The organism is Pseudoalteromonas piscicida (assembly GCF_002744175.1).
Taxonomy (GTDB): domain Bacteria; phylum Pseudomonadota; class Gammaproteobacteria; order Enterobacterales; family Alteromonadaceae; genus Pseudoalteromonas; species Pseudoalteromonas piscicida_B.
On record NZ_NKHF01000024.1, the window covers coordinates 1 to 20,132 of the forward strand.

Sequence of the window (20,132 nt, forward strand, 5' to 3'; positions counted from 1 at the left end):
TTACGCTTTAACGGCTCATTTAGAAGGGAGTTTTTAAATACTTACTTGTTTGAGAGCCTCAATAAAGTGAGAGATATGGCTTGGTACTGGCGTTTAGATTACAACGAAGAAAGAACACACGAAAGTATTGGTAACTTGCCTCCGGCGATTTACCGCACTAAGTTGGAAAACTCCAGTTTAGAGGTGTGCCATTAGAGGGGAAGTGGACAGTACCAAAATCGAAGCTGGGCGAAGCCGTTCATTATACGCTAAAACAATGGCCGAAACTGATACGCTACCTCGATGACGGACATCTGAGGATAGACAACAACCGAGCCGAGCGCGCAATCAAACCGTTCGTCATAGGCCGAAAGAACTGGCTGTTTAGCTTAACCACAAGTGGTACAGAGAGTCGTGCAATCCTCTACAGCGTGCTTGAAACAGCCAGAGCAAACGGCCACACCCCATTCGACTATGTGATGCATTGCTTAAACAAATTAGCCCAGCCACAGTGCGATATCGACAGTTTACTGCCCTGGCACGTTAGCCTCTAGGTAGTTAGCTGCACGCTTACCTTTATTTGGGGGCTTTGTTAAGTTAGTTGCTTTCAGAGATCGGGCTACCCAATAAATCGGTGTGAATAAAAGTAACATTTCGATTTATTGCACTGCTTTTCGAAGCTATCCCGGTGTTTATGCAAGTTTTATAGTTACATGCAATGATACGAAATTTATGATAATCGTTAAAGCTGCGATCGATAACAACTTTGTTAACCGTTACAACTTTAAAATTAACCCAATGTCCATTGTTATTCATCACTTGGATCAAATACTTACTCGCGTGCTTTATGTCATCCCAGTAAAATGTGGTAACACCATCAATCACCTTTTTATATATATTATTAGGTGATTGAAAAACTCCTTCAGGTATGAAAGGAATGGCAAATCTTATTTTTCCATTATAAACAGGTATCCAAGTTGTACTTGCAAAAGCTGGAGAAACCCAGATAAGAAAAAGTATTATTATTTTTTTCAAAATAACCTCTAAAATATTAAACCTTTACTCGCTTGTGAATGCTGCATTGCTTTGAGCTTAAAACGAAGAAGGACTAATCACTTTGATTGAATGAATGTGGCAAAACTCCTTAGATGAACCACCCCAAAGCTCATTAACTAACCCCCTAATTTGGACATCTGAACTGCCATGGTAAGCGGATAGTAATATACTTAAATTTGCTTCAAAACCTGCATCATCCTTTTTCAACCAATAACCCCCGGTACAAACCCTTTGTGGCGTAGTTACAGTAAAAACAACATCACCATTGCCATATGATGAATACGATTCAATATGTTTAATCTTAGTAATTGTTGATGCCTGAAATGTAGCACTTGCCTGAAAAGACACTAAAAAAAATGTAAATACTAATACGAATCTCATTGTTGCTCTTTAACCTATTTTAAATTTAAAATTCTAACACTATAAAATTATAAGAATAGAAATCAATCATAAGTTAATAATTATACTATAAATGAATCCTTAATCAATAATATTATTAAAAAATATAGCAGTATATAAAATGTACTTCGTGTTTGTTTTTTAGGCGGTTTGGAAATGAAGGAAATCTCTAGTTCAAGTGCTCCTTTAGTTTTATAAACAAAGAGCGTTTGCACGTTGAGGTTATTCACTTTGAGAGCAAAGTATTATAGGCCTAAATTATTAAACACTCTTCTACTCTAAATACCCAACCAAGAAAACGATCGGGTTAAAAAACCTTCAGCATCATTTTCAATACATTCGCCATGTGAAATTACAATATAACGAGGCTGCCAAGCTGCCATAGACTTGTAGCATGCTCTCGCCTGTTGTTTGCCAAATATAAAGGACGCTCGCCAATCGATAGGAGTTTTACCATTGGGGCTGATAATACCGGTTATTTTGGCAAGTATTTTCTTAAATCCGGTAAAGTGGTTTGGGTGAAAGTTCTCTATTAAGTCGGTCAGAATTAGGGTTTGAGTCGGTTTGTGGAAAAATACCACCTCTTCTATCACTGGGCTGCCTTTAAAAATGAGCTGAGCGATATCTTCTTGCCACTCAGGCTCTGCAACCTCACCCAGAGTGCGTTGAAAAGCCAAGTCAGGACGTTTTTGTTCCAGTCCAGGAGAGGCAAACATCATGGCATTGGGGAACTGTTCCTGCCAATCACCCATAAACAAATGGTGCAATTTATTTGGAGAAACCAAATAGTTGACCTCGCCAATAAGATTGATTTCATCGAGCAAAGCCGCGCTTAGCTTCCCTGGAGAATGGACCCAAAGCCCACCGGACGAAAGCTTAATAATAGTAGTGCGAGTGGTATACGGCATGGTAAAAAATGGTACAGCTGGGCCGTTGTGGAGCCAAATGTTATCGCCGATCGATACGAGTTCGCTCATCAGATTTCCTTACTCTTTAGCGTCTAAACAACTATATCAGGTAACTTTTCTGATTGTAATCAAGTTTTGGGAGTTGAGCAGAGTGGCCTGTGTTATAGCTTAACAGCGCTGTATCTTGCAAGAAAGAGTCTGACGGTTTGCTCTACGATAAACTCTGGACTTTGCGCATCGGCTAATTCAAATCCATAGAGCTTTGGATAGAATGCAAAAGACTTGAGTTGATACAAAAACTGTTGAGCAGCAAAACCGATATGCTCTATCTCGAGTACCTGGTTTTCTACAGCTTCAGCTAAAAATTGCTCAAGGTATCGCATACAGCCGATTTTGTTATTGTTAAAATGTGAAGCCAGCGTTGGTGTTTGTAGTAGCTCTATAAATGCGACACGTGCCACTCTAATAAATGGCTCTGAAGTGAGTAATCGGACTTCACTGTGAGCAATGTCTTGCAATTGTTGCTCAATACTTTTATCAGATTGAAACTGATAGATGTCACCTTGGTCGATTTGCAACATCATGTGTTCAAGTACACTATACAGTAATAGCTCCTTGGTCTCGAAGTGGTTGTAGATAGTGCGTTTAGACACCTCAGCCTCTTTTGCAACCAGATCCATACTGGTATTTTGTACGCCATGTTGGGCAAATAGCGTCTCAGTAGCTTGTAGAATCTGTCGACGTTTTTTTTCTGATTGTTTCATTTTATCCATATTACACAAGAGGCTAACTACAACTGGTTGTCTTCTATTTTAGCAAAACCAAAATAAATTACACTGAATAGTTTACTTTTTACAAGTTGGTGGTAAACTACACTGTGTAGTTTACTTTTGGTGGTGATATGAAAAAGCGAACAGGGTTTGGTCTCATTTTGGTCTTGTTGATAGGAGTAGGAGGGGGTATGGCTTCTAATTTAAATGCGGTGGTTAATCAAAGTGGGTATGCATCCGCTCAGTTTAGCGATGGCAAGTTTCACAATTCCCAACGAACAAATAAAACAAGTCTAAGTAAAACACTTGGGATTTTTTGGCGTTTTTTTACAGAGCAAAAAGTAAATGCAGTACCAAATGTTGCTATGCCTGTAGAGCACATTACTGCGGATCAACTGCATCAACTCTCCAATACGCAAACGCATATTATTAAGCTTGGTCACTCTTCAGTGCTGATCAAAGCGCAAGGGCAATATATTCTCATTGACCCTGTTTTTGCAGAGCGCGCTTCGCCTTTTTCTTTTATGGGCCCTAAACGGTTTCATCAGCCTCCCATTGCCATTGAGTCATTACCTAAAATCGATAAGGTATTGATATCACATAACCATTATGATCATCTGGATGAACACAGTGTGAGATTGTTAAGGGATAAAGCAGAGGCGTTTTATGTGCCATTGGGAGTGGAAGGGGATTTACAGAAATGGGGAGTAGCCGCTGAAAAAGTAAAACAGTTTGACTGGTGGCAATCTGAGGTAACGTCTGATCTTACGCTTACATTTACGCCTACGCAGCACTTTTCGGGGCGAGGCTTTGGCGATGCCAATAAAACATTATGGGGGGCATGGGCTATTCGTACAGCCGACAAAAATATTTTCTTTAGTGGTGACTCCGGTTATTTTGCTGGGTTCAAAACTATCGGAGAAGCGTTGGGCCCGTTTGATGTGACGTTAGTGGAAACCGGTGCGTATGATAAGGACTGGTCTGATATTCATATGACTCCAGAACAAAGCGTACAAGCGCATATAGACTTGCGAGGAACCTATATGATCCCCATTCACAATGGGACTTTTGATTTGGCTTTTCACGCTTGGTTTGACCCACTTGTAAGGGTCAAGGCCGCCGCTCAGCAACGTAAAATTTCGCTTGTAACCCCTCTAGTAGGTGAAGTGTTATCTCTTTCTGAGCCACTTCCTCGTCATAGCTGGTGGGAAGCCTTGCTGCCCTAGTACCAGTTGAGCGTCAGTCGAATAAGGGTTAAAGCTAAGTGGCGAAAACCCTTATTTATTTTGCTAGCGTTAAGCAATCAACAGCCTTAATGAAAAAGCCATCAGCAAAACAGCAAGTGCTTTTTCTACAAGGCTCATCTTGTTTAAAAACCACGCGCGGGAAGACGGCGCTGAGAATAATAAGCTGACACAGATAAACCACAAGGCGTTAACGCTGCACATCCAGGCGCCGTAAAACATCTGAATGTATAAAGGTGTCCCCTGACTGACGACATTGGTAACTATTGCTAAGAAAAACAGCGTTGCCTTTGGGTTTGTAGCATTAGTTAAAAAACCAAGACCAAAGGCTTTTGTTAGCGACTGTGAGCTTCCACCGGCTTGGGCATTTTCTGCATCTAGTTGAATCTTTCCTGCACTTTTTAGCAATTGAATAGCGATGTAGATAAGATACGCAGCGCCGATCAATTTAGCTAGTTGTAAAACCCAAGGTGACGCCTGCATTAGTGCACCGACACCAAGTAAAGTATATAAGATATGGACGCTAAGCCCAATGCCAATCCCTAAAGCTGTCATTGCGCCATGTAGTCTACCGTACCTGAGACTTTGTCTAACTGTAATAACAAAGTCGGGCCCTGGCAGGATCACTGCAACAAAATGAATGATGGCTAATGATAAAAACTCTGGCCAATACTGCGCCATAATAAGCTCCCAATGTAATATTGAATAATTGAGAGCATTGTATTTTTATTCTCCTGAGAAGATAATAATCTAAAAATAGAAATAACTTTTGCGCTCAGCGCATAAATGAGCTTGCAATGACACCCAATAAACATATTCAGTTGATGCAGGAAATGTCCATTTTCGTCTCTGTTGTCAATACCGGTAGCTTTTCTGAAACTGCAAGGCAATTGGGCGTATCGCCATCTGCAATTAGCCGCGCTATAAAACTCCTTGAGCAGCAGCTGGACGTGTGTTTGCTTCAACGTACCACACGGAGCTTAAGGTTAAGCGAAACAGGAAGGGCCGTGTATGAACGTTGTAGTCAATTAGAGCAGGCGGCGAAAGATGTGATATCGCTTTGTGAAAGTCATCATCAAACAGCACAAGGTGTGGTAAAAATTGCAGCGCCTAAAGCGATTGCACATACGTTGATCCACCCAAATGTCATGACTTTCTTAACTCAATTTCCAGATATTGATGTTCATCTAGTGTTGGACGACAATGCGTTAGATTTGATCCGAGACGAAATCGACATCCTCTTTAAAATTACCAATGAGCCACCACAAGGGTTAATTGGTAGAAGTGTGATGAAGGTAGAGCATATATTAGCGGCTTCTCCTGAGTATCTTGCATCTCATTCGAACCCAGCCCACCCGAAGTTATTGACTCAACATAGCTGTATAGCCTTGGGAGAAAACGACGCCGATGCTAAGTGGCGATTTAGGAAAGGTACGCAAAAGTGTACAGTGCCAGTTAAAGGGCGTTACAAGGCCAATCATACTCGAGTAAGGTTAGACGCCGCACTGCAAGGGCTTGGTATTACTAGCCTACCTATGTTTGTAGCCCAAGAAGCGCTAGCTGCGGGAGAGTTAGTGCACGTCTTACCTGAGTGGGTATTTGAGACAACCTATTCAGGCGAGTTGTGGATGCTATATCCTGCGACCCGCCATATTCCCGCTAAAGTGAGTGTCTTTGCTGAGTTTATAATCCGTCAGCTAACAAGTGATCAGAGTGAAAAGCGATAGCTAAGTGTTGCACTTGCTTGTACTTGCCGCATGAGCTCATCATCGAAATGCCAGCTACAGGTGTTTTTGGTCTTAGGATCGCTATCGCAGGTCACTTCCGAGTCATTGTTTAAAATACTCGCTATCCAGCGTAATTCCGCCCCAAAGTGAAATCCTGCACCAAAGTTATATTCTAAGCCTGAGTATAAGCCTGAAGCGAAAAAGGTATCGGAATCGATAAAATTTGGATTTACAAAGATAGCACCTAATTGAGCGCCAAAGTAAACGTCTAATTTGTCTGTCACAGGGCGTACCGCAGCGCTTTGAAAAAGCAGATACTCCATCTCAACTTTATTTATAGGATACGCTGTAAGTTGTGTTTCAGTAGTACCATAATAAATGCCATAGCGGCCTTCGGAGAGATATTTATCGAAACTGATGCCAAAATGCGTGTCGTCTTCTAATTCGTATTTTTGATGGCGTGAAGTCTCTATATCACTACTAAATGTTTTACCACCATACACCGATACGCCAAAATCGCCATAACTGGCAGCAGATACGGCACTGGAAGTCATCAACGCCGCTGTTGCCACAATAGAAAATAATTTCATGAATTTCATATCCTTGATCGAGTTTGATTCTCGTGTTTTCAGGTGTGAAGTATATCAATGATGAAAGAAAAAATAATGTGATATTGGCTATTTGCTTGCATTTATTTGGTTTGATTTTTATCATTGATGCGTAAACTTATTTGGGAAACATATTTTGCAGCTAGTATTGCGCATTTTAATCACACTGTTCGTTGTTGCTACCTTGAGTGGTCAAAGCGCGGCTGCCTCTATGGCGGCATGTGAGATGCATGGTGCAACTAGCCACTCTATGTCACAAGTTGATACACAACACGCAGACACTCACCACATGCAGATGAATGATATGGATTGCTGCGATCCAAATAACGCAACACAATGCAGTGATTGTACATGTCCAACTCACATGTGTTCCACTAATGTTGCTGCGTTTTCTCCAGATAATTGGCTCACTGCCATAGCAATCGATAATGACAAACTTAGCTTTGTTAGCGGCCAGCTTAGTGACCATCCACGCTCCCTCTACAAGCCACCTATAAGCGCCTAACCTCAGGGCAGATCTGCCTTAATTTTACTTTTTGTATGTTCTTTCGCCACTTTTTGGCGTGATTTTCAACGAATTATACCAAATTGATTAAAAAATTACTTCAGTTGGTATTAATCTACATGCGAGGTTAGCATGAACAAGTTTTATTTAATGGTGACGTTGTGGCTAACGAGCGCTGCTGCGCACAGTCAGTCCAACATTGAACTAGAAGTCTTTAAATCTCCAACCTGTGGTTGTTGTGAGCTATGGCTAAATCATTTAACGGCACAAGGTATTGCGCACAAAGCGACCGATCTAAATTATCTTGGCTCACTTAAAAGTAAGTTTGGGATTAAACAAAATTATCAATCTTGCCATACCGGTGTCTCCAAAAGTGGCTTTGTTTTTGAAGGACATGTACCCGCTAAGTTTATTAAACAGTTTTTGCAAAACGAACAGTTAACGCAAGATAATAAAATCATAGGATTAAGTGTACCAGCTATGCCACTTGGCTCTCCTGGGATGGAAGTTGGAGAGCGTTTTATGCCTTATCAAGTATTGTTGCTCAAAAAAGATGGCAGCTATGAGATTTTTGCTGAAATCGATAGCTACGAGGAGCAGTTCTGATGAAAACCGCAAAGCTAATTTTGGTTGTTGCTATATTGTTTCCAGCTGTTTCACACGCAAACATTCGTACTCTTGAACAAGCCGTAGAGGTAGCAATTAGTCATGACTCATGGCTTAAATCCAGTCAGCATAAAGATGCAGCGATGCAGTCAATGAGTCGTGAAGCGCTGAGTTACCCAGATCCTCAGGTTTCCATTGGTATGATGAACTTACCGGTAGATAGCTGGGAGTTTAATCAAGAAGGAATGACTCAACTTAAGGTGGGAGTGATGCAGATGCTTCCGCGCGGAGATAGCCTAGAGATAAAAAGCGAGCAATTGTTGCTTGAAGCAAAAAAGCAACCCATTTTGCAACAGAATAGAGAAGCACAAATACGCCGAGAAGTGTCGCAAATATGGCTCGACATTGTGCAAGCTAAAAAAACCTTGGCATTGATCGAGCGAGATAGCGTACTGTTTGAGCAAATGGTAGAAATAGCAAATGCTAGTTATTCCAGTGCGTTAGGTGCAACACGACAACAAGATGTGATCCGCGCACAACTTGAAGTGATGCAACTAGATGATAAACGTGCTGCGGCATATCAACAGTTAAACACAGCGCAAGCCAAACTTTCTCAGTGGTTATTAAACGACGCATTAGATAACTCCAATGTACAGATTGGACCTAGCCAAAAAGAGGTGAAACTGCCCTTAATTCACTCCCTGGCCCCACGGTTAATGCAGCAAAGTTCGGTAGACAGCCAAGCGATTATTCAACATTTGACGCGTCATCCGCTGGTCGTTGCGGCTGACCTTGATACGTCTCGTGCCAGTCAAGGGGTGAAGTTAGCTGAGCAAGCCTACAAGCCGCAGTTTTCTGTGAACGCTAGCTACGCCTATAGAGACGATGCACCTAATCAAATGTCTCGCGCCGACTTTTTTAGTGTGGGTGTCAGTTTTGATATTCCGCTGTTCACTGAAGGTAAGCAAGACCTGAAAAAAGCGGCGGCCACTGCACAATTTGAAGCAACTAAAACGGATAGGTTATTGGTATTAAAGCAGTTATTTTCTAGCTTAACTGGGGAAATACAAACTATACAACGCTTACGGGAAAGGCAATCTTTGTATATGGAATCAATAGTTGCACAAAGCGCTGAACAGGCTGAAGCAGCATTGACGGCATACACCAATGATGATGGCGACTTTTCTGAGGTGGTAAGAGCGCGTATTGCAAAATTGAATGCGCAATTATCTGCACTTTCCATTGATATCGCGCTGCTAAAGGCGGTGGTGCGCAGCAACTATTACTTGGCTCAAGTTGAGGAGGGATTAAACCATGAATAACAACCTAAAAATAGCCCTTGTTGCTGTGACCACACTGGCTCTTGGGGTCGTCATTGGCATCAATGCTCCTTCACAGAACGACGCAGGAACAGCAAAGTCGGCTGAAAAAGCACCACTGTATTGGGTTGCGCCTATGGATCCAAATTATCGCCGCGATCAACCGGGTAAGTCTCCGATGGGGATGGATCTTGTGCCTGTGTATGAAGAAGAGTCTGCGAATGCACAATTTGGTGAGGGGGTTGTGGAGATAGCTCCCCATGTTGAAAACAATTTGGGTGTCCGTACAGCCGTAGCCACTCGTGATGTTATGTCACATCAGATAAACACCGTAGGCTATGTTCAGTACAACGAAGATAGCTTAGTGCATATTCACCCTAGAGTTGAGGGCTGGGTTGAAAAACTCTACGTGAAAGCCGTAGGCGACCCAGTAAAACAAGGTGAGCCGCTATACACCTTATATTCGCCACAATTGGTCAATGCACAGGAAGAATATCTCATCGCTAGAAAGCGGAACAACCAAGCTTTGATTAACGCCGCACACGAAAGGCTCAAAGCATTGCACTTGAGTGATGGCTTTATTAATACGCTTAAAAAAACGGGAGAAGTGCACCAAAGTATCACCTTCTATGCTCGTCAATCTGGGGTATTGGACGGACTACAGATCCGAGAAGGATTCTATGTAAAGCCTGGCACAACCCTTATGAGTATCGCCAAGCTTGACGAAATTTGGGTTGAAGCCGACGTTTTTGAGCGCGATGCTATGTTGGTTGCTCAGGGGCAAACGGTTTCTATGACACTGGATTTTTTACCGGGTAGAACGTGGCAAGGGCAAGTGGATTACGTTTATCCGTCGCTCAATGAAAAAACACGGACACTCAGAGTAAGGCTTAGGTTCGACAACCGTGACGCGCTATTAAAGCCGAATATGTTTGCACAAGTAAAGATCCATGCTGATTCTCGCAACGAGGTACTGCAAGTGCCAAGTGAGTCGGTGATCCGCACGGCGAAACAAAACCGTGTCGTTGTTGAAGTTGCCCCTGGTAGCTTTAAGTCCATTGCTGTTGAGCTGGGCCAAATTGGTGATGAAAATATTGAAATTCTAGATGGCCTTAACGAGGGCGATGCGATAGTCACGTCAGCCCACTTCCTGATAGATTCACAATCGAGCATTACCTCTGACTTTATGCGTATGGCGCCAGTTGTAAAGGCTAAATCAGTCTGGATTGAAGGGGAGATCCGCCACCTTGACTATTCCAGTCGAGTGGTAAATATCGATCATCAACCTGTGCCTGAGTGGGAGTGGCCTGAAATGGTAATGGATTTTACAGTGGCAGAGAGTGTCGATATTGACGCCCTAAACGCTGGGCAGACGTTGCATTTTGAAGCCACAAAAAATGATGATGGTAGTGTGCTGCTCACAGGTATTCATATTATGTCCGAAGGCAATATGACTGACAGCACCTTGCCGACAGCAACGGTCGGTGGTGTGATAAACGCCATCAATGCAGACACCCGAGTGCTTAATATTTCTCGCGATGCCATTGAGAAATGGGACCGCCCAGCGACTACGATGGACTTTGTTGCCGCTGAGCACATTGACTTAAGCCAGCTTATGACCGGAATGAAGGTGACCTTTACCTTTGAAGTAGGTGAAGAATTTGTGGTTACTGACATTAAACCTGTAGGTGAGATGTCGATGAACATGCATTCTGGTCACTAAGGAGCGATTCGTATGATCCAAGCAATAATTCGCTGGTCAGTATATAACCGCTTCTTTGTGGTACTGCTGACATTAATGCTGATAGGGGCTGGACTATTTACCCTTAAAAACACACCAGTTGACGCCATTCCGGATCTGTCTGATGTACAAGTTATTGTCAAAACACCTTATCCAGGACAGGCACCGCAAGTAGTGCAAGATCAGGTGACATTTCCGCTGACTACAGCGATGCTTTCTGTGCCTGGCGCAAAGACGGTACGTGGCTATTCCTTTTTTGGTGATTCCTATGTTTACGTTATTTTTGACGATAAAACAGATCTCTATTGGGCGCGCAGCCGAGTGCTTGAATATTTGAGCCAAGTCGCACCACAACTACCCGATGCAGCGAAGCCGCAGCTAGGTCCCGATGCCACTGGGGTGGGTTGGGTGTATCTTTATGCATTAGTGGATAAAACAGGTAAACACGATATTAGCCAATTACGCAGCTTACAGGATTGGTTCTTAAAATTTGAACTACAATCGGTTGCAGGCGTGTCTGAAGTGGCGCCTATTGGCGGTATGGTAAAGCAATACCAAGTACAGGTTGATCCCAATAAATTGCGCGCTTACGGTATTCCGCTTACGCATGTGCAGCAAGCCTTACAGCGTGGTAACCAAGAATCGGGCGCTTCTGTGATTGAGATGGCTGAAGCCGAATATATGGTGACAAGTACGGGATATATTCAAAGCGTTAAAGACATTGAGGCTATACCTCTTGGGCAAGCAATAAAGGGCACGCCATTAACGATAGCAGATGTCGCGTCTGTTAATATTGGACCGCAAATGCGGCGGGGCATCGCTGAGCTGAATGGTAAAGGAGAAGTGGTTGGTGGTGTAGTGGTTATGCGCTTTGGCGAAAACGCGCAAAAAACCATAGATGGGGTGAAACAAAAGCTGGCCGAGCTGCAACAAGGCTTACCTGAAGGGGTGGAAGTGGTGACGGTGTATGACCGCTCCGAGCTTATCACCAAAGCCATTGATAATCTTTGGTCTAAGCTACTTGAAGAGCTGGTGGTGGTAGCCTTAGTGTGTGTGGTGTTCTTATTTCATATTCGTTCTTCTGTGGTTGCGGTGATCACTTTGCCACTTGGCATTTTGGTTGCTTTTATCGTGATGTACTTTCAGGGCGTGAATGCAAATATCATGTCGCTTGGTGGTATCGCTATCGCTATCGGAGCGATGACCGACGGTGCAATCGTGATGATTGAAAATATGCATAAACACATGGAAAGAACGCCACTCAATGATGAAAACCGCTGGGAAATCGTCGCAAAATCTGCCTCTGAGGTTGGCCCTGCGCTGTTTTTTAGTCTGTTGATTATCACCGTGAGCTTCTTACCTGTGTTTATTCTGGAGGCGCAAGAAGGCCGTATGTTTTCGCCATTGGCATACACTAAAACCTATGCAATGGCCGCATCTGCGGGACTTGCCATTACGCTTATACCTGTGCTGATGGGGTATTTTATTCGCGGTAAAGTTGTACCTGAGCATAAAAACCCAATCAACCGAATGTTGGTCGCTGTCTATACGCCAATATTAAAGCAAGTATTACGTTTTCCTAAGCTGACGTTATTGGCCGCAGCGGCTATTACTGTAGTTGGCTTTTATCCAATGGATAAGATCGGCAGCGAGTTTATCCCACCCTTGGATGAAGGGGACTTAATGTATATGCCGACCACTTATCCAAGTATTTCGATTGGTAAAGCCAGAGAACTCTTACAGCAAACCGATAAGTTGATAGCGACAGTGCCCGAGGTAAAAAATGTTTTTGGTAAAATTGGTCGCGCTGAAACGGCAACCGATCCTGCTCCATTGACGATGATTGAAACCTTTATTCAATTAAAACCGAAAGCGCAGTGGCGGGAGGGGATGACCACTGAAAAGCTCAAAGCTGAACTCGACAAGCTAGTACAGTTTCCGGGCTTGACCAATGCTTGGGTGATGCCAATCAAAACGCGTATTGATATGCTCGCAACCGGCATCAAAACGCCGGTTGGAATTAAAGTCGCAGGTCCAAACTTAGATACTATTCAAAAGATTGGCCAAGACCTTGAGCGGATACTTAGTAAGGTAGAGGGGACCGCTTCGGTCTACTCCGAGCGAGTGGCTGGTGGTCGCTATATTAAGGTTGATATTCAACGTGACAAAGCCGCGCGATTTGGACTAAATATAGCCGATGTTCAGCAAGTTGTAGCTACCGCAATTGGTGGGATGGATGTTACGCAAACCATTGAAGGGCAAGAACGCTATCCGGTTAGTTTACGCTACCCACAAGACTTAAGAGATTCTCCAGAAGCGCTACGAAAACTACCGTTCGTGACCGCTGAGGGGTTAAATATCACCCTTGGAGATGTGGCAACTATTTATATTGAAAACGGGCCACCGGGCATTAAGAGCGAAAATGCTCGCATTAATGGTTGGACGTTTATTGATTTAGACGGTGTTGATGTTGGCAGCTATGTGGCAGATGCTAAACAAGTATTAAACGAGCAGCTGGACTTACCCGCAGGTTATTCCATTAGTTGGGCTGGCCAGTACGAATATATGGAGCGTGCTAAGGCTAAGCTAACCTATGTTGTACCACTCACGCTTGGGATCATTATTGTTTTGCTCTATTTGAACTTTAGAAGCTTTAGCGAAGTGGCAATCATCATGGCAACGTTACCCATGGCGATGATAGGTGGATTGTGGCTACTTTACCTTGAGGGCTTTAACTTTTCGGTGGCGGTTGGTGTTGGGTTTATTGCACTGGCAGGCGTTGCAGTTGAAATAGGCGTGATCATGCTCGTGTATCTTAACCAAGCCATTAGCGAGCTTAAAGGTAAGCCGCAAATATTGACTGTTGAGGCCATTAACAGTGCCATTTTAGAAGGTGCGGGTAAGCGTATTCGTCCAGTGATGATGACGGTGGCCACCATTATCATCGGGTTACTACCTATCCTTTATGGGTCTGGTACCGGCTCTGAAGTCATGAGCCGCATTGCGGCGCCTATGGTAGGCGGTATGGCGAGTGCGTTATTGCTTACTTTAGTCGTACTACCTGTGGTGTATATGCTAATGATTAGGTGGCGCCTTAAAGTGAAAGGTTAATCATCCTGGTAAAACCAGATTATTTAGCTCAGATAATACGCAGAGTTCAGTTTATTGGAGCGGTAAACTTTTGCCTTGGCGGCAGTCAATATTGTATGTCATCAAGGCAAACTTACGGTTTTACCGAGTATAAAAGGCGGTAAGCTATATTGGTTATTGGCTCACTTTTTGCTTTATAACTGCCATTAATGCTACAAGGAGCGGGTATGTATATTCAAAGTTCACCTTACACACAACTATCAGCAACAAACGATCGCAATAGTCGGCAACTCAATAGCAGTGACAAGCATCATGATTTTTCGAGCTCACTAGAGCAAACTAAAAAATCCAATTCCTTTATGGCGGCGGCAAAAGCACTGCAAGAGAAGAATGAAACCGATACACACTCTCCCTATCTGACAAAGTATTACGAAAAAGCTGAAAAACTCTCTCATGAAGCATTGGTTGGTTCTCGAAATCCAATCGGTAGTAGAGAATACAATATTGAGTTTTACAGAGAAGTAATGACGTCTATTATTGAAATGCCAATTGAGGTGGAAATTGACCCTGGAGAAATGAACCAAGCGTTGTTGTTTAATCATTTAGGGTTAGATTTTAAAGAATATAAATCGCTCTCAGTTCGATCGGAACTGTTGTCAATGACGGAACAGGAAATTGAGCAAGATGGTAAGTTATTGGGCTCTGACAAAGCAAAACTACGCACCATCATAGAGGATTTACAAGACCGGCTTGAAGCCGCGCAAGCTGCTTTACTAGAAGGTGAAGATATTACCGAGCGGTTGCAACATACCAAAAAAGCGATTCATGACTCTTACGAGCAACTGCGCCTAGGTAATGCGAGTCCAAAGGATTTGATTTCAGCTTTGTAACTAGCCATAGCAGAGCGCGGAAGCGGTGTGATCCCCAAGCGCTCTGACTAGAACTCTGGTAAGATAAGGAAATAATTTAATGTGATTTTAAAAACAATCGGTTAGCTTATGCCTTATTCAAATCTTAGCTTAACTATATAGAACTGTTGCGGCAGTGCGTGACGTTTTACTTGAAGTAAGCCTGAGTCTAATTACCTCAACTAGACCGCTAGTCGAAGCTAACTAACATAAGCTCAGTGAAAAAATAGAATAAATATTTGTATAAATCTTAAAATGTAACAATAATGTGTTAATTGTTACGTATGTGGCTTTTTGAGAGTTTATATGGATATCGCTGAGTTAGATGAAAAGGCATTTGTAGACGTATTTAACCTGCCTAAAAAAATTACCATCAAACCCGCTACTAGCGCGGACATAGAAGAAATGGCACTGGTCACTCAAGTGAGTTGGCAAGCTGCATTTAAGGGATTTTTGCCCGAGCAAATAATACATGGCGGAAGCGCCGCTTTTTTTACATCGATTTGGTCTGAAATCGTTAAAAACACATCCAATCAAACCGCATTAGTGATCACGGATGGTAGAAAAATCCTCGGGTGTGGTGCGGCAGGTGTTTACCGCCGTATGCATAATCCAGTAAGTCATAAAGTCTCGAAAGTAAATGCTGGAGAGCTTTATCGTGGATACATTTTACCTAGTCACCAAAACCTTGGGCTTGGCCAAGCGCTACTCAAGGCCCGGTTGTTAACACTCTATGAGCGGGGCTGTCATAGCGCCTACACATGGATATATAAAAAAAATAATCAAGCCAGAAGCTTTTACGAAAAGCATGGAGCGGTGTGCTTAGATCAGGCTCAAGGCATGACCATGGATCGTTTTATGGTTGACGAGGTATGCTATGGTATAGAAGTCAATCGTGTCTTTGATTTCAGTTGATAAGATATGGGCTTCATAAGTTAAGTTGGATCACAGCGAAGTAGTCACCACATATATGAACAGTGATGACTACTTTTACGGGATCAACGCAGATCTGCGGGTGTTGGGTAATCTGGATGATCAACGTTTTGGTTTGACCAAACAGCAGGGATTGGTGGCTCCCATCGTTGCTTGATGCGCGCAACGAGCGAGTTTAAGTCACAGTCTGGCTCGCCGTAAAATTCTAGCCAACCCTGTGGCACATCTTCTGGTTTTGCTGCTTGGATAATATGGGCCATCCACTGTTTTCTGAGCTCTGCCCAGTCGTTACTTTGCGCTTGACTCTCCTCAATACCTGCAAGGGGCCTAAGTTCTACATAAATTGTTTTTCGTGAACCTTCACTTCGCTTAGGCTCTGAACTGTGTAAAATCATCATATCTTGAACTAATATATCGCCCGCCTTGGCTGGCTGTTGCACGACTCCGGGAATATTCCAGCCATATTCATTGGAAAGGGCGTAAATATCTACCAGTTCATGCTGTGAATCAGGCAGATAGCGCAAGCAACCGTCATCAATATTGGCATCATCTAGGTAAATACCTACGTTTAAATAAGCGTAATTCCGTGGATGGGGGGCTCCTTGGTGCCATGCGATATGAGGGTGCGGATGCGGATACTTATACACTAAATCACATTGCATGGGCACACAGCCAATACCGCAAAGGTGCTCGCAGATGGCTAACATCGCAGGTGTAGCCAGTAACTCAACGATTAACTCAGGCGCTTCAAAGAGCAAATCATTATAGCGAAAGAGTCTCGGCTCCCCAGATTCAGTTGATAAATAATATTGGTTAGCTATTTCACCCGCTTGTTGCGCTTTTTTAGCTTTATCCTCCAGTGTATCGGATAGCTGCCTTAGTTGTTTAAGCAGGGGGGTGGGTAAGGTCTGTTCAAATAAGACAAAACCATTGTTATTGTAAAAGTCGAGTTTGCTGTTGTTCACTATTGTCATCAGTGTACATCCTAGTCATTGAATTACTGGTCTGGAATCACAATTGTGGTTTGCAGTGTTTATACTATCCAGTCTTACTACTTGCCTAATTAAAGGGCCTAAATCCGACGCTAACTGTGTTAAAAATTTTTTATTTAGAACAACTAAACAGCAAAGCTTTTGTCTGGCTATGAACAAGGTTTTTTCGTCCCAAAGTAGATTACTTAACTTAGCTAAATGGGTTTGTTCTCTTAAGTTTGTCAAGTATTAGGTTAAAAAGGTAGCCGCTGCAAAGTGTTTCATCATGTCGTAAAACAAAGTGTAGAGCAATTACGGCTAGTTACATGGTATGAAATGACTTTTGTTTATGCCAGATCAATCCAAATAAACATAAACTTCCATTGGCACGGCTTTGCATCCTCAAGTACAATTAGCGTTTTCGATTGCAACACACCGGAACCTTCCAATGGAAATCAAAGTAAATTACCTCGACAATCTCAGAATTGATGCCAGATTTGACGACTTTTCTGTTATTGCGGACCAGCCAATTCGCTATAAAGGCGATGGCTCAGCGCCAAGCCCATTCGACTACTTTCTCGCTTCTTCAGCGCTTTGTGCTGCTTACTTTGTAAAGGTGTATTGTAATGCGCGTGACATTCCAACTGATGGAATTCGTGTGGCACAAAACAACATTGTTGATCCTGAAAACCGCTATAACCAAATTTTTAAAATTCAGGTTGAGTTACCAGAAAGCATTTCTGAAAAAGACCGCCAAGGTATTTTGCGCTCAATTGACCGCTGTACTGTAAAAAAGGTTATCCAAACTGGGCCTGAATTCCAGGTCGAAGCGGTTGAAAGCATTGAAGATGATGCTCAGGCGATGTTGATGGTTGATACCGATGAAAGCGATAGCACTTTTATTCTAGGTAAAGACCTTCCGCTTGAACAAACTATCGCGAACATGACAAAAATCTTGTCGGATTTAGGCATGAAGATTGAAGTGGCGTCATGGCGCAATATTGTACCACATGTTTGGTCATTGCATATTCGTGACGCTGCCTCACCAATGTGTTTCACTAATGGTAAAGGGGCAACCAAAGAGAGTGCGCTTTGCTCTGCACTTGGCGAGTTTATTGAACGTTTAAACTGCAACTTCTTTTACAACGACCAATTCTTTGGCGAAGAAATTGCTAACGCTGAGTTTGTACATTACCCGAACGAGAAATGGTTTAAACCAGGTGCTGATGATGCGCTGCCTAACGAAATTTTAGACGATTACACTCGTGCAATTTATGACCCAGAAGGTGAGCTACGTGGCTCTCATCTTGTTGATACAAATTCTGGTAACACAGCACGCGGTATTTGCTCTATTCCATACACTCGTCATTCAGACGGCGAAACAGTGTATTTTCCATCAAACCTAATAGAGAACTTATTCCTAAGCAATGGAATGAGTGCAGGCAATAACCTGTTTGAAGCGAAAGTACAGTGTTTATCTGAGATCTTTGAACGCGCGGTGAAAAAGCAAATCATCGAACAAGAAATCGTGCTCCCTGACGTACCTGAGTCTGTACTTGCAAAATATCCAGGTATTGTTGAGGGGATTAAGGGGCTTGAAGCGCAGGGGTTCCCTGTTGTGGTGAAAGATGCCTCGCTTGGCGGCCAGTTCCCAGTGATGTGTGTAACCTTAATGAACCCTAAAACGGGTGGTGTGTTTGCCTCTTTTGGTGCACATCCAAGTTTTGAAGTAGCATTAGAGCGCAGTCTAACTGAACTGTTACAAGGCCGCAGTTTTGAAGGCTTAAACGATGTGCCAAAGCCAACGTTCAATAGCATGGCTGTTTCTGAACCTGAGAACTTTGTTGAACACTTTATCGATTCTACCGGCGTTATCTCATGGCGTTTCTTCAGTGCGAAGCATGACTATGAATTTGTGGAGTGGGACTTCACTGGCACCAATGAAGAAGAATGCGATAAGCTATTTGGTATTCTCGAAGCATTAGGTAAAGAGGCCTATATTGCAGAGTTTACGGATTTAGGGATCGCGTGTCGTATTTTAGTTCCGGGTTTCTCCGAAGTGTACCCTGCGGAAGATCTTATTTGGGATAACACTAATAAAGCATTGCAATATCGCGAAGATATTCTCAATATCCATGCTCTAGACGATGAAGCATTAGCAAGTCTGGTTGAACGTTTGGAAGACAGCCAACTGGATAACTATATCGATATTATTACTCTTATTGGCGTTGAGTTTGACGAAAATACGGTGTGGGGCCAGCTCACGATCTTAGAGCTTAAGATTTTAATCTATCTAGCGCTTGGCGATATTGAAGCGGCTATTGATTTGGTTGAAACCTTCTTGCAGTTTAACGACAATACTGTTGAGCGAGGCTTATTCTACCAAGCGATGCATGCCACACTTGAAGTCGCGTTGGATGAGGAACTAGAAATTGAAGATTACATTCATAACTTTACCCGCATGTTCTCTAAAGACGTGATGGATGCGGTTATTGGTTCAATTAATGGTGATGTAAAATTCTATGGTCTAACACCGACAAACATGAAGTTAGAAGGTCTAGATAAGCACTTGCGCTTAATTGAGAGTTATAAGAAGCTTCATGCGGCACGAGGAAAGTTGGCTTAGAAAGCTTCTACAAGTAGTAAATACTGTTTTGAAGTGAAAATAGGGCCTAATATAGGCCCTTTCTTAATTATTTAACCTGAGCATGGGATAAATAAAAAGTTAATTAATCAACTAAAATGCATAAGCTCAAAATTGTATTATCACTCTAGCTAGAAGCTATTGCTTAATAAAAAGCAAATTAGTGCGTCAGTAGCCAGCCTAATGAATGCAAATTTAACGCCGTAGTAGGGTATAACAGCTCCTAGAGAGTAAGTTGTTATACCGAGTTCTGATTACTTAGTCTTAAGCTTTACAATTTCTTCTTTGATATCAGCAAGGACCGACTCAAGCGCATTTTCGTAGCCGTCTTTTTTCTCAATTAGTGAAGCAATCGTATTTGCTTGTTCATCGCTTACGCCATACGCTTTTGCCGCGCCATCACGAATACCATTTTCGTTTGATACAAATACACTTCTCAGCGCTTCGTTTTGTACTAGGGCATCTAGTAGGTGTAAAACTGGAGCTGGGCTGTGGTGATCAGGGTTTACAACGACTTTTGATGGAGCAGCATGAGCATCAAGCTCAAGTTTGATTGCAGCCAAAAGAGATTGGCCGTCATCACTTTTTCTAAAAGCATCTTGTGTTTGCTCACTGATGTTAAACGCTTTGAAAAGTACATTTTCATTGTTAATAAAGCTATTTAACATTGCTTTATTGCTCGTAATTTCACTAAGAAGTTTAAGTAAGTTACTCATCTTTTTTC

At 42.7% G+C, this 20,132-nt stretch carries 19 protein-coding genes and 1 pseudogene; 12 read left to right on the forward strand and 8 right to left on the reverse strand.

All coding sequences use genetic code 11. The annotated features are described in order from the left end of the window. Nucleotides 1-195: integrase core domain-containing protein (locus CEX98_RS05030; RefSeq protein WP_143484323.1), on the forward strand; the 195-nt coding region annotated here is incomplete at its 5' end. 14 nt (nucleotides 196-209) lie between these two features. Further along, nucleotides 210-533, forward strand: a pseudogene (locus CEX98_RS05035) (IS66 family transposase); the annotation flags it as partial. A 43-nt stretch (nucleotides 534-576) separates the two neighbouring features. Here the strand turns inward: CEX98_RS05035 and CEX98_RS05040 are convergent. The 4 genes from CEX98_RS05040 to CEX98_RS05055 form a co-directional block, all read right to left on the reverse strand. Further along, nucleotides 577-1,014: a hypothetical protein gene (locus CEX98_RS05040; protein WP_099641027.1), complete on the reverse strand. Its 438-nt coding sequence runs from the start codon at nucleotides 1,012-1,014 to the stop codon at nucleotides 577-579. Nucleotides 1,015-1,071: 57 nt separating this feature from the next. Further along, on the reverse strand, nucleotides 1,072-1,416 hold the full coding sequence (locus CEX98_RS05045; RefSeq protein ID WP_099641028.1) for a hypothetical protein: 345 nt from the start codon (nucleotides 1,414-1,416) through the stop codon (nucleotides 1,072-1,074). A gap of 296 nt (nucleotides 1,417-1,712) precedes the next feature. After that, nucleotides 1,713-2,411, reverse strand: a complete 699-nt coding sequence (locus CEX98_RS05050; protein WP_099641029.1) for a DUF4336 domain-containing protein — start codon at nucleotides 2,409-2,411, stop codon at nucleotides 1,713-1,715. 92 nt (nucleotides 2,412-2,503) lie between these two features. Beyond that, entirely contained in the window at nucleotides 2,504-3,106 is a 603-nt protein-coding gene (locus CEX98_RS05055; RefSeq protein WP_099641084.1) for a TetR/AcrR family transcriptional regulator, read from the reverse strand. A gap of 197 nt (nucleotides 3,107-3,303) precedes the next feature. Between CEX98_RS05055 and CEX98_RS05060 the strand changes: the two genes are divergently transcribed. Further along, nucleotides 3,304-4,338, forward strand: coding sequence for an MBL fold metallo-hydrolase (locus CEX98_RS05060; RefSeq protein ID WP_099641030.1), 1,035 nt, complete (start codon nucleotides 3,304-3,306; stop codon nucleotides 4,336-4,338). A gap of 69 nt (nucleotides 4,339-4,407) precedes the next feature. On the opposite strand, the gene CEX98_RS05065 is transcribed toward CEX98_RS05060, so the two are convergent. After that, the gene (locus tag CEX98_RS05065; protein ID WP_099641031.1) at nucleotides 4,408-5,037 is read right to left on the reverse strand and encodes a LysE family translocator; all 630 of its coding nucleotides are present in this window, start codon (nucleotides 5,035-5,037) and stop codon (nucleotides 4,408-4,410) included. Nucleotides 5,038-5,153: 116 nt separating this feature from the next. Here CEX98_RS05065 and CEX98_RS05070 point away from each other — a divergent pair, with 116 nt between their 5' ends. Beyond that, nucleotides 5,154-6,083 carry a LysR family transcriptional regulator gene (locus tag CEX98_RS05070; RefSeq protein ID WP_099641032.1) on the forward strand — a complete coding sequence of 310 codons (930 nt, stop codon included), beginning with the start codon at nucleotides 5,154-5,156 and terminating at the stop codon, nucleotides 6,081-6,083. On the opposite strand, the gene CEX98_RS05075 is transcribed toward CEX98_RS05070, so the two are convergent. Then, entirely contained in the window at nucleotides 6,065-6,673 is a 609-nt protein-coding gene (locus CEX98_RS05075; protein ID WP_099641033.1) for an outer membrane beta-barrel protein, read from the reverse strand. The genes CEX98_RS05070 and CEX98_RS05075 overlap by 19 nt on opposite strands. A 154-nt stretch (nucleotides 6,674-6,827) precedes the next feature. On the opposite strand from CEX98_RS05075, the gene CEX98_RS05080 reads away from it, so the two are divergent. The 7 genes from CEX98_RS05080 (at nucleotide 6,828) to CEX98_RS05110 (ending at nucleotide 15,775) form a co-directional block, all read left to right on the forward strand. Beyond that, nucleotides 6,828-7,196 carry a hypothetical protein gene (locus tag CEX98_RS05080; protein WP_242441630.1) on the forward strand — a complete coding sequence of 123 codons (369 nt, stop codon included), beginning with the start codon at nucleotides 6,828-6,830 and terminating at the stop codon, nucleotides 7,194-7,196. A 132-nt stretch (nucleotides 7,197-7,328) separates the two neighbouring features. Next, a complete protein-coding gene (locus CEX98_RS05085; protein ID WP_099641034.1) occupies nucleotides 7,329-7,802 on the forward strand; it encodes a DUF411 domain-containing protein in 474 nt (157 codons plus the stop codon). Beyond that, a complete protein-coding gene (locus tag CEX98_RS05090) occupies nucleotides 7,802-9,124 on the forward strand; it encodes a TolC family protein (protein WP_099641035.1) in 1,323 nt (440 codons plus the stop codon). The genes CEX98_RS05085 and CEX98_RS05090 overlap by 1 nt, the downstream gene beginning before the upstream one ends. Continuing rightward, on the forward strand, nucleotides 9,117-10,844 hold the full coding sequence (locus CEX98_RS05095; protein ID WP_099641036.1) for an efflux RND transporter periplasmic adaptor subunit: 1,728 nt from the start codon (nucleotides 9,117-9,119) through the stop codon (nucleotides 10,842-10,844). Before CEX98_RS05090 ends, CEX98_RS05095 begins: the two co-directional genes overlap by 8 nt. Before the next feature lie 12 nt (nucleotides 10,845-10,856). Then, a complete protein-coding gene (locus CEX98_RS05100; RefSeq protein WP_099641037.1) occupies nucleotides 10,857-13,973 on the forward strand; it encodes an efflux RND transporter permease subunit in 3,117 nt (1,038 codons plus the stop codon). Between the two features lie 206 nt (nucleotides 13,974-14,179). Further along, the gene (locus CEX98_RS05105; protein WP_099641038.1) at nucleotides 14,180-14,842 is read left to right on the forward strand and encodes a hypothetical protein; all 663 of its coding nucleotides are present in this window, start codon (nucleotides 14,180-14,182) and stop codon (nucleotides 14,840-14,842) included. A 324-nt stretch (nucleotides 14,843-15,166) separates the two neighbouring features. Next, the gene (locus tag CEX98_RS05110) at nucleotides 15,167-15,775 is read left to right on the forward strand and encodes a GNAT family N-acetyltransferase (RefSeq protein ID WP_099641039.1); all 609 of its coding nucleotides are present in this window, start codon (nucleotides 15,167-15,169) and stop codon (nucleotides 15,773-15,775) included. 83 nt (nucleotides 15,776-15,858) lie between these two features. Here the strand turns inward: CEX98_RS05110 and CEX98_RS05115 are convergent, their stop codons facing one another. Next, the gene (locus CEX98_RS05115) at nucleotides 15,859-16,767 is read right to left on the reverse strand and encodes a phytanoyl-CoA dioxygenase family protein (RefSeq protein ID WP_099641040.1); all 909 of its coding nucleotides are present in this window, start codon (nucleotides 16,765-16,767) and stop codon (nucleotides 15,859-15,861) included. A 445-nt stretch (nucleotides 16,768-17,212) separates the two neighbouring features. Here CEX98_RS05115 and CEX98_RS05125 point away from each other — a divergent pair, with 445 nt between their 5' ends. After that, complete coding sequence (locus CEX98_RS05125) at nucleotides 17,213-19,390, forward strand: OsmC domain/YcaO domain-containing protein (protein ID WP_099641042.1); 2,178 nt, start codon at nucleotides 17,213-17,215, stop codon at nucleotides 19,388-19,390. Between the two features lie 272 nt (nucleotides 19,391-19,662). Here the strand turns inward: CEX98_RS05125 and CEX98_RS05130 are convergent, their stop codons facing one another. Continuing rightward, entirely contained in the window at nucleotides 19,663-20,124 is a 462-nt protein-coding gene (locus CEX98_RS05130; protein WP_099641043.1) for a hypothetical protein, read from the reverse strand. Between the last annotated feature and the right edge of the window lie 8 nt (nucleotides 20,125-20,132).

Excerpts from the sequence above, each read along its gene's own strand:
- CEX98_RS05045 (WP_099641028.1), bottom strand. The coding sequence starts at position 1,416 with ATGAGATTCGTATTAGTATTTACATTTTTTTTAGTGTCTTTTCAGGCA.
- CEX98_RS05050 (WP_099641029.1), bottom strand. The coding sequence starts at position 2,411 with ATGAGCGAACTCGTATCGATCGGCGATAACATTTGGCTCCACAACGGC.
- CEX98_RS05055 (WP_099641084.1), bottom strand. The coding sequence starts at position 3,106 with ATGAAACAATCAGAAAAAAAACGTCGACAGATTCTACAAGCTACTGAG.
- CEX98_RS05060 (WP_099641030.1), top strand. The coding sequence starts at position 3,304 with ATGGCTTCTAATTTAAATGCGGTGGTTAATCAAAGTGGGTATGCATCC.
- CEX98_RS05065 (WP_099641031.1), bottom strand. The coding sequence starts at position 5,037 with ATGGCGCAGTATTGGCCAGAGTTTTTATCATTAGCCATCATTCATTTT.
- CEX98_RS05070 (WP_099641032.1), top strand. The coding sequence starts at position 5,154 with ATGACACCCAATAAACATATTCAGTTGATGCAGGAAATGTCCATTTTC.
- CEX98_RS05075 (WP_099641033.1), bottom strand. The coding sequence starts at position 6,673 with ATGAAATTATTTTCTATTGTGGCAACAGCGGCGTTGATGACTTCCAGT.
- CEX98_RS05085 (WP_099641034.1), top strand. The coding sequence starts at position 7,329 with ATGAACAAGTTTTATTTAATGGTGACGTTGTGGCTAACGAGCGCTGCT.
- CEX98_RS05090 (WP_099641035.1), top strand. The coding sequence starts at position 7,802 with ATGAAAACCGCAAAGCTAATTTTGGTTGTTGCTATATTGTTTCCAGCT.
- CEX98_RS05095 (WP_099641036.1), top strand. The coding sequence starts at position 9,117 with ATGAATAACAACCTAAAAATAGCCCTTGTTGCTGTGACCACACTGGCT.
- CEX98_RS05100 (WP_099641037.1), top strand. The coding sequence starts at position 10,857 with ATGATCCAAGCAATAATTCGCTGGTCAGTATATAACCGCTTCTTTGTG.
- CEX98_RS05105 (WP_099641038.1), top strand. The coding sequence starts at position 14,180 with ATGTATATTCAAAGTTCACCTTACACACAACTATCAGCAACAAACGAT.
- CEX98_RS05110 (WP_099641039.1), top strand. The coding sequence starts at position 15,167 with ATGGATATCGCTGAGTTAGATGAAAAGGCATTTGTAGACGTATTTAAC.
- CEX98_RS05115 (WP_099641040.1), bottom strand. The coding sequence starts at position 16,767 with ATGACAATAGTGAACAACAGCAAACTCGACTTTTACAATAACAATGGT.
- CEX98_RS05125 (WP_099641042.1), top strand. The coding sequence starts at position 17,213 with ATGGAAATCAAAGTAAATTACCTCGACAATCTCAGAATTGATGCCAGA.
- CEX98_RS05130 (WP_099641043.1), bottom strand. The coding sequence starts at position 20,124 with ATGAGTAACTTACTTAAACTTCTTAGTGAAATTACGAGCAATAAAGCA.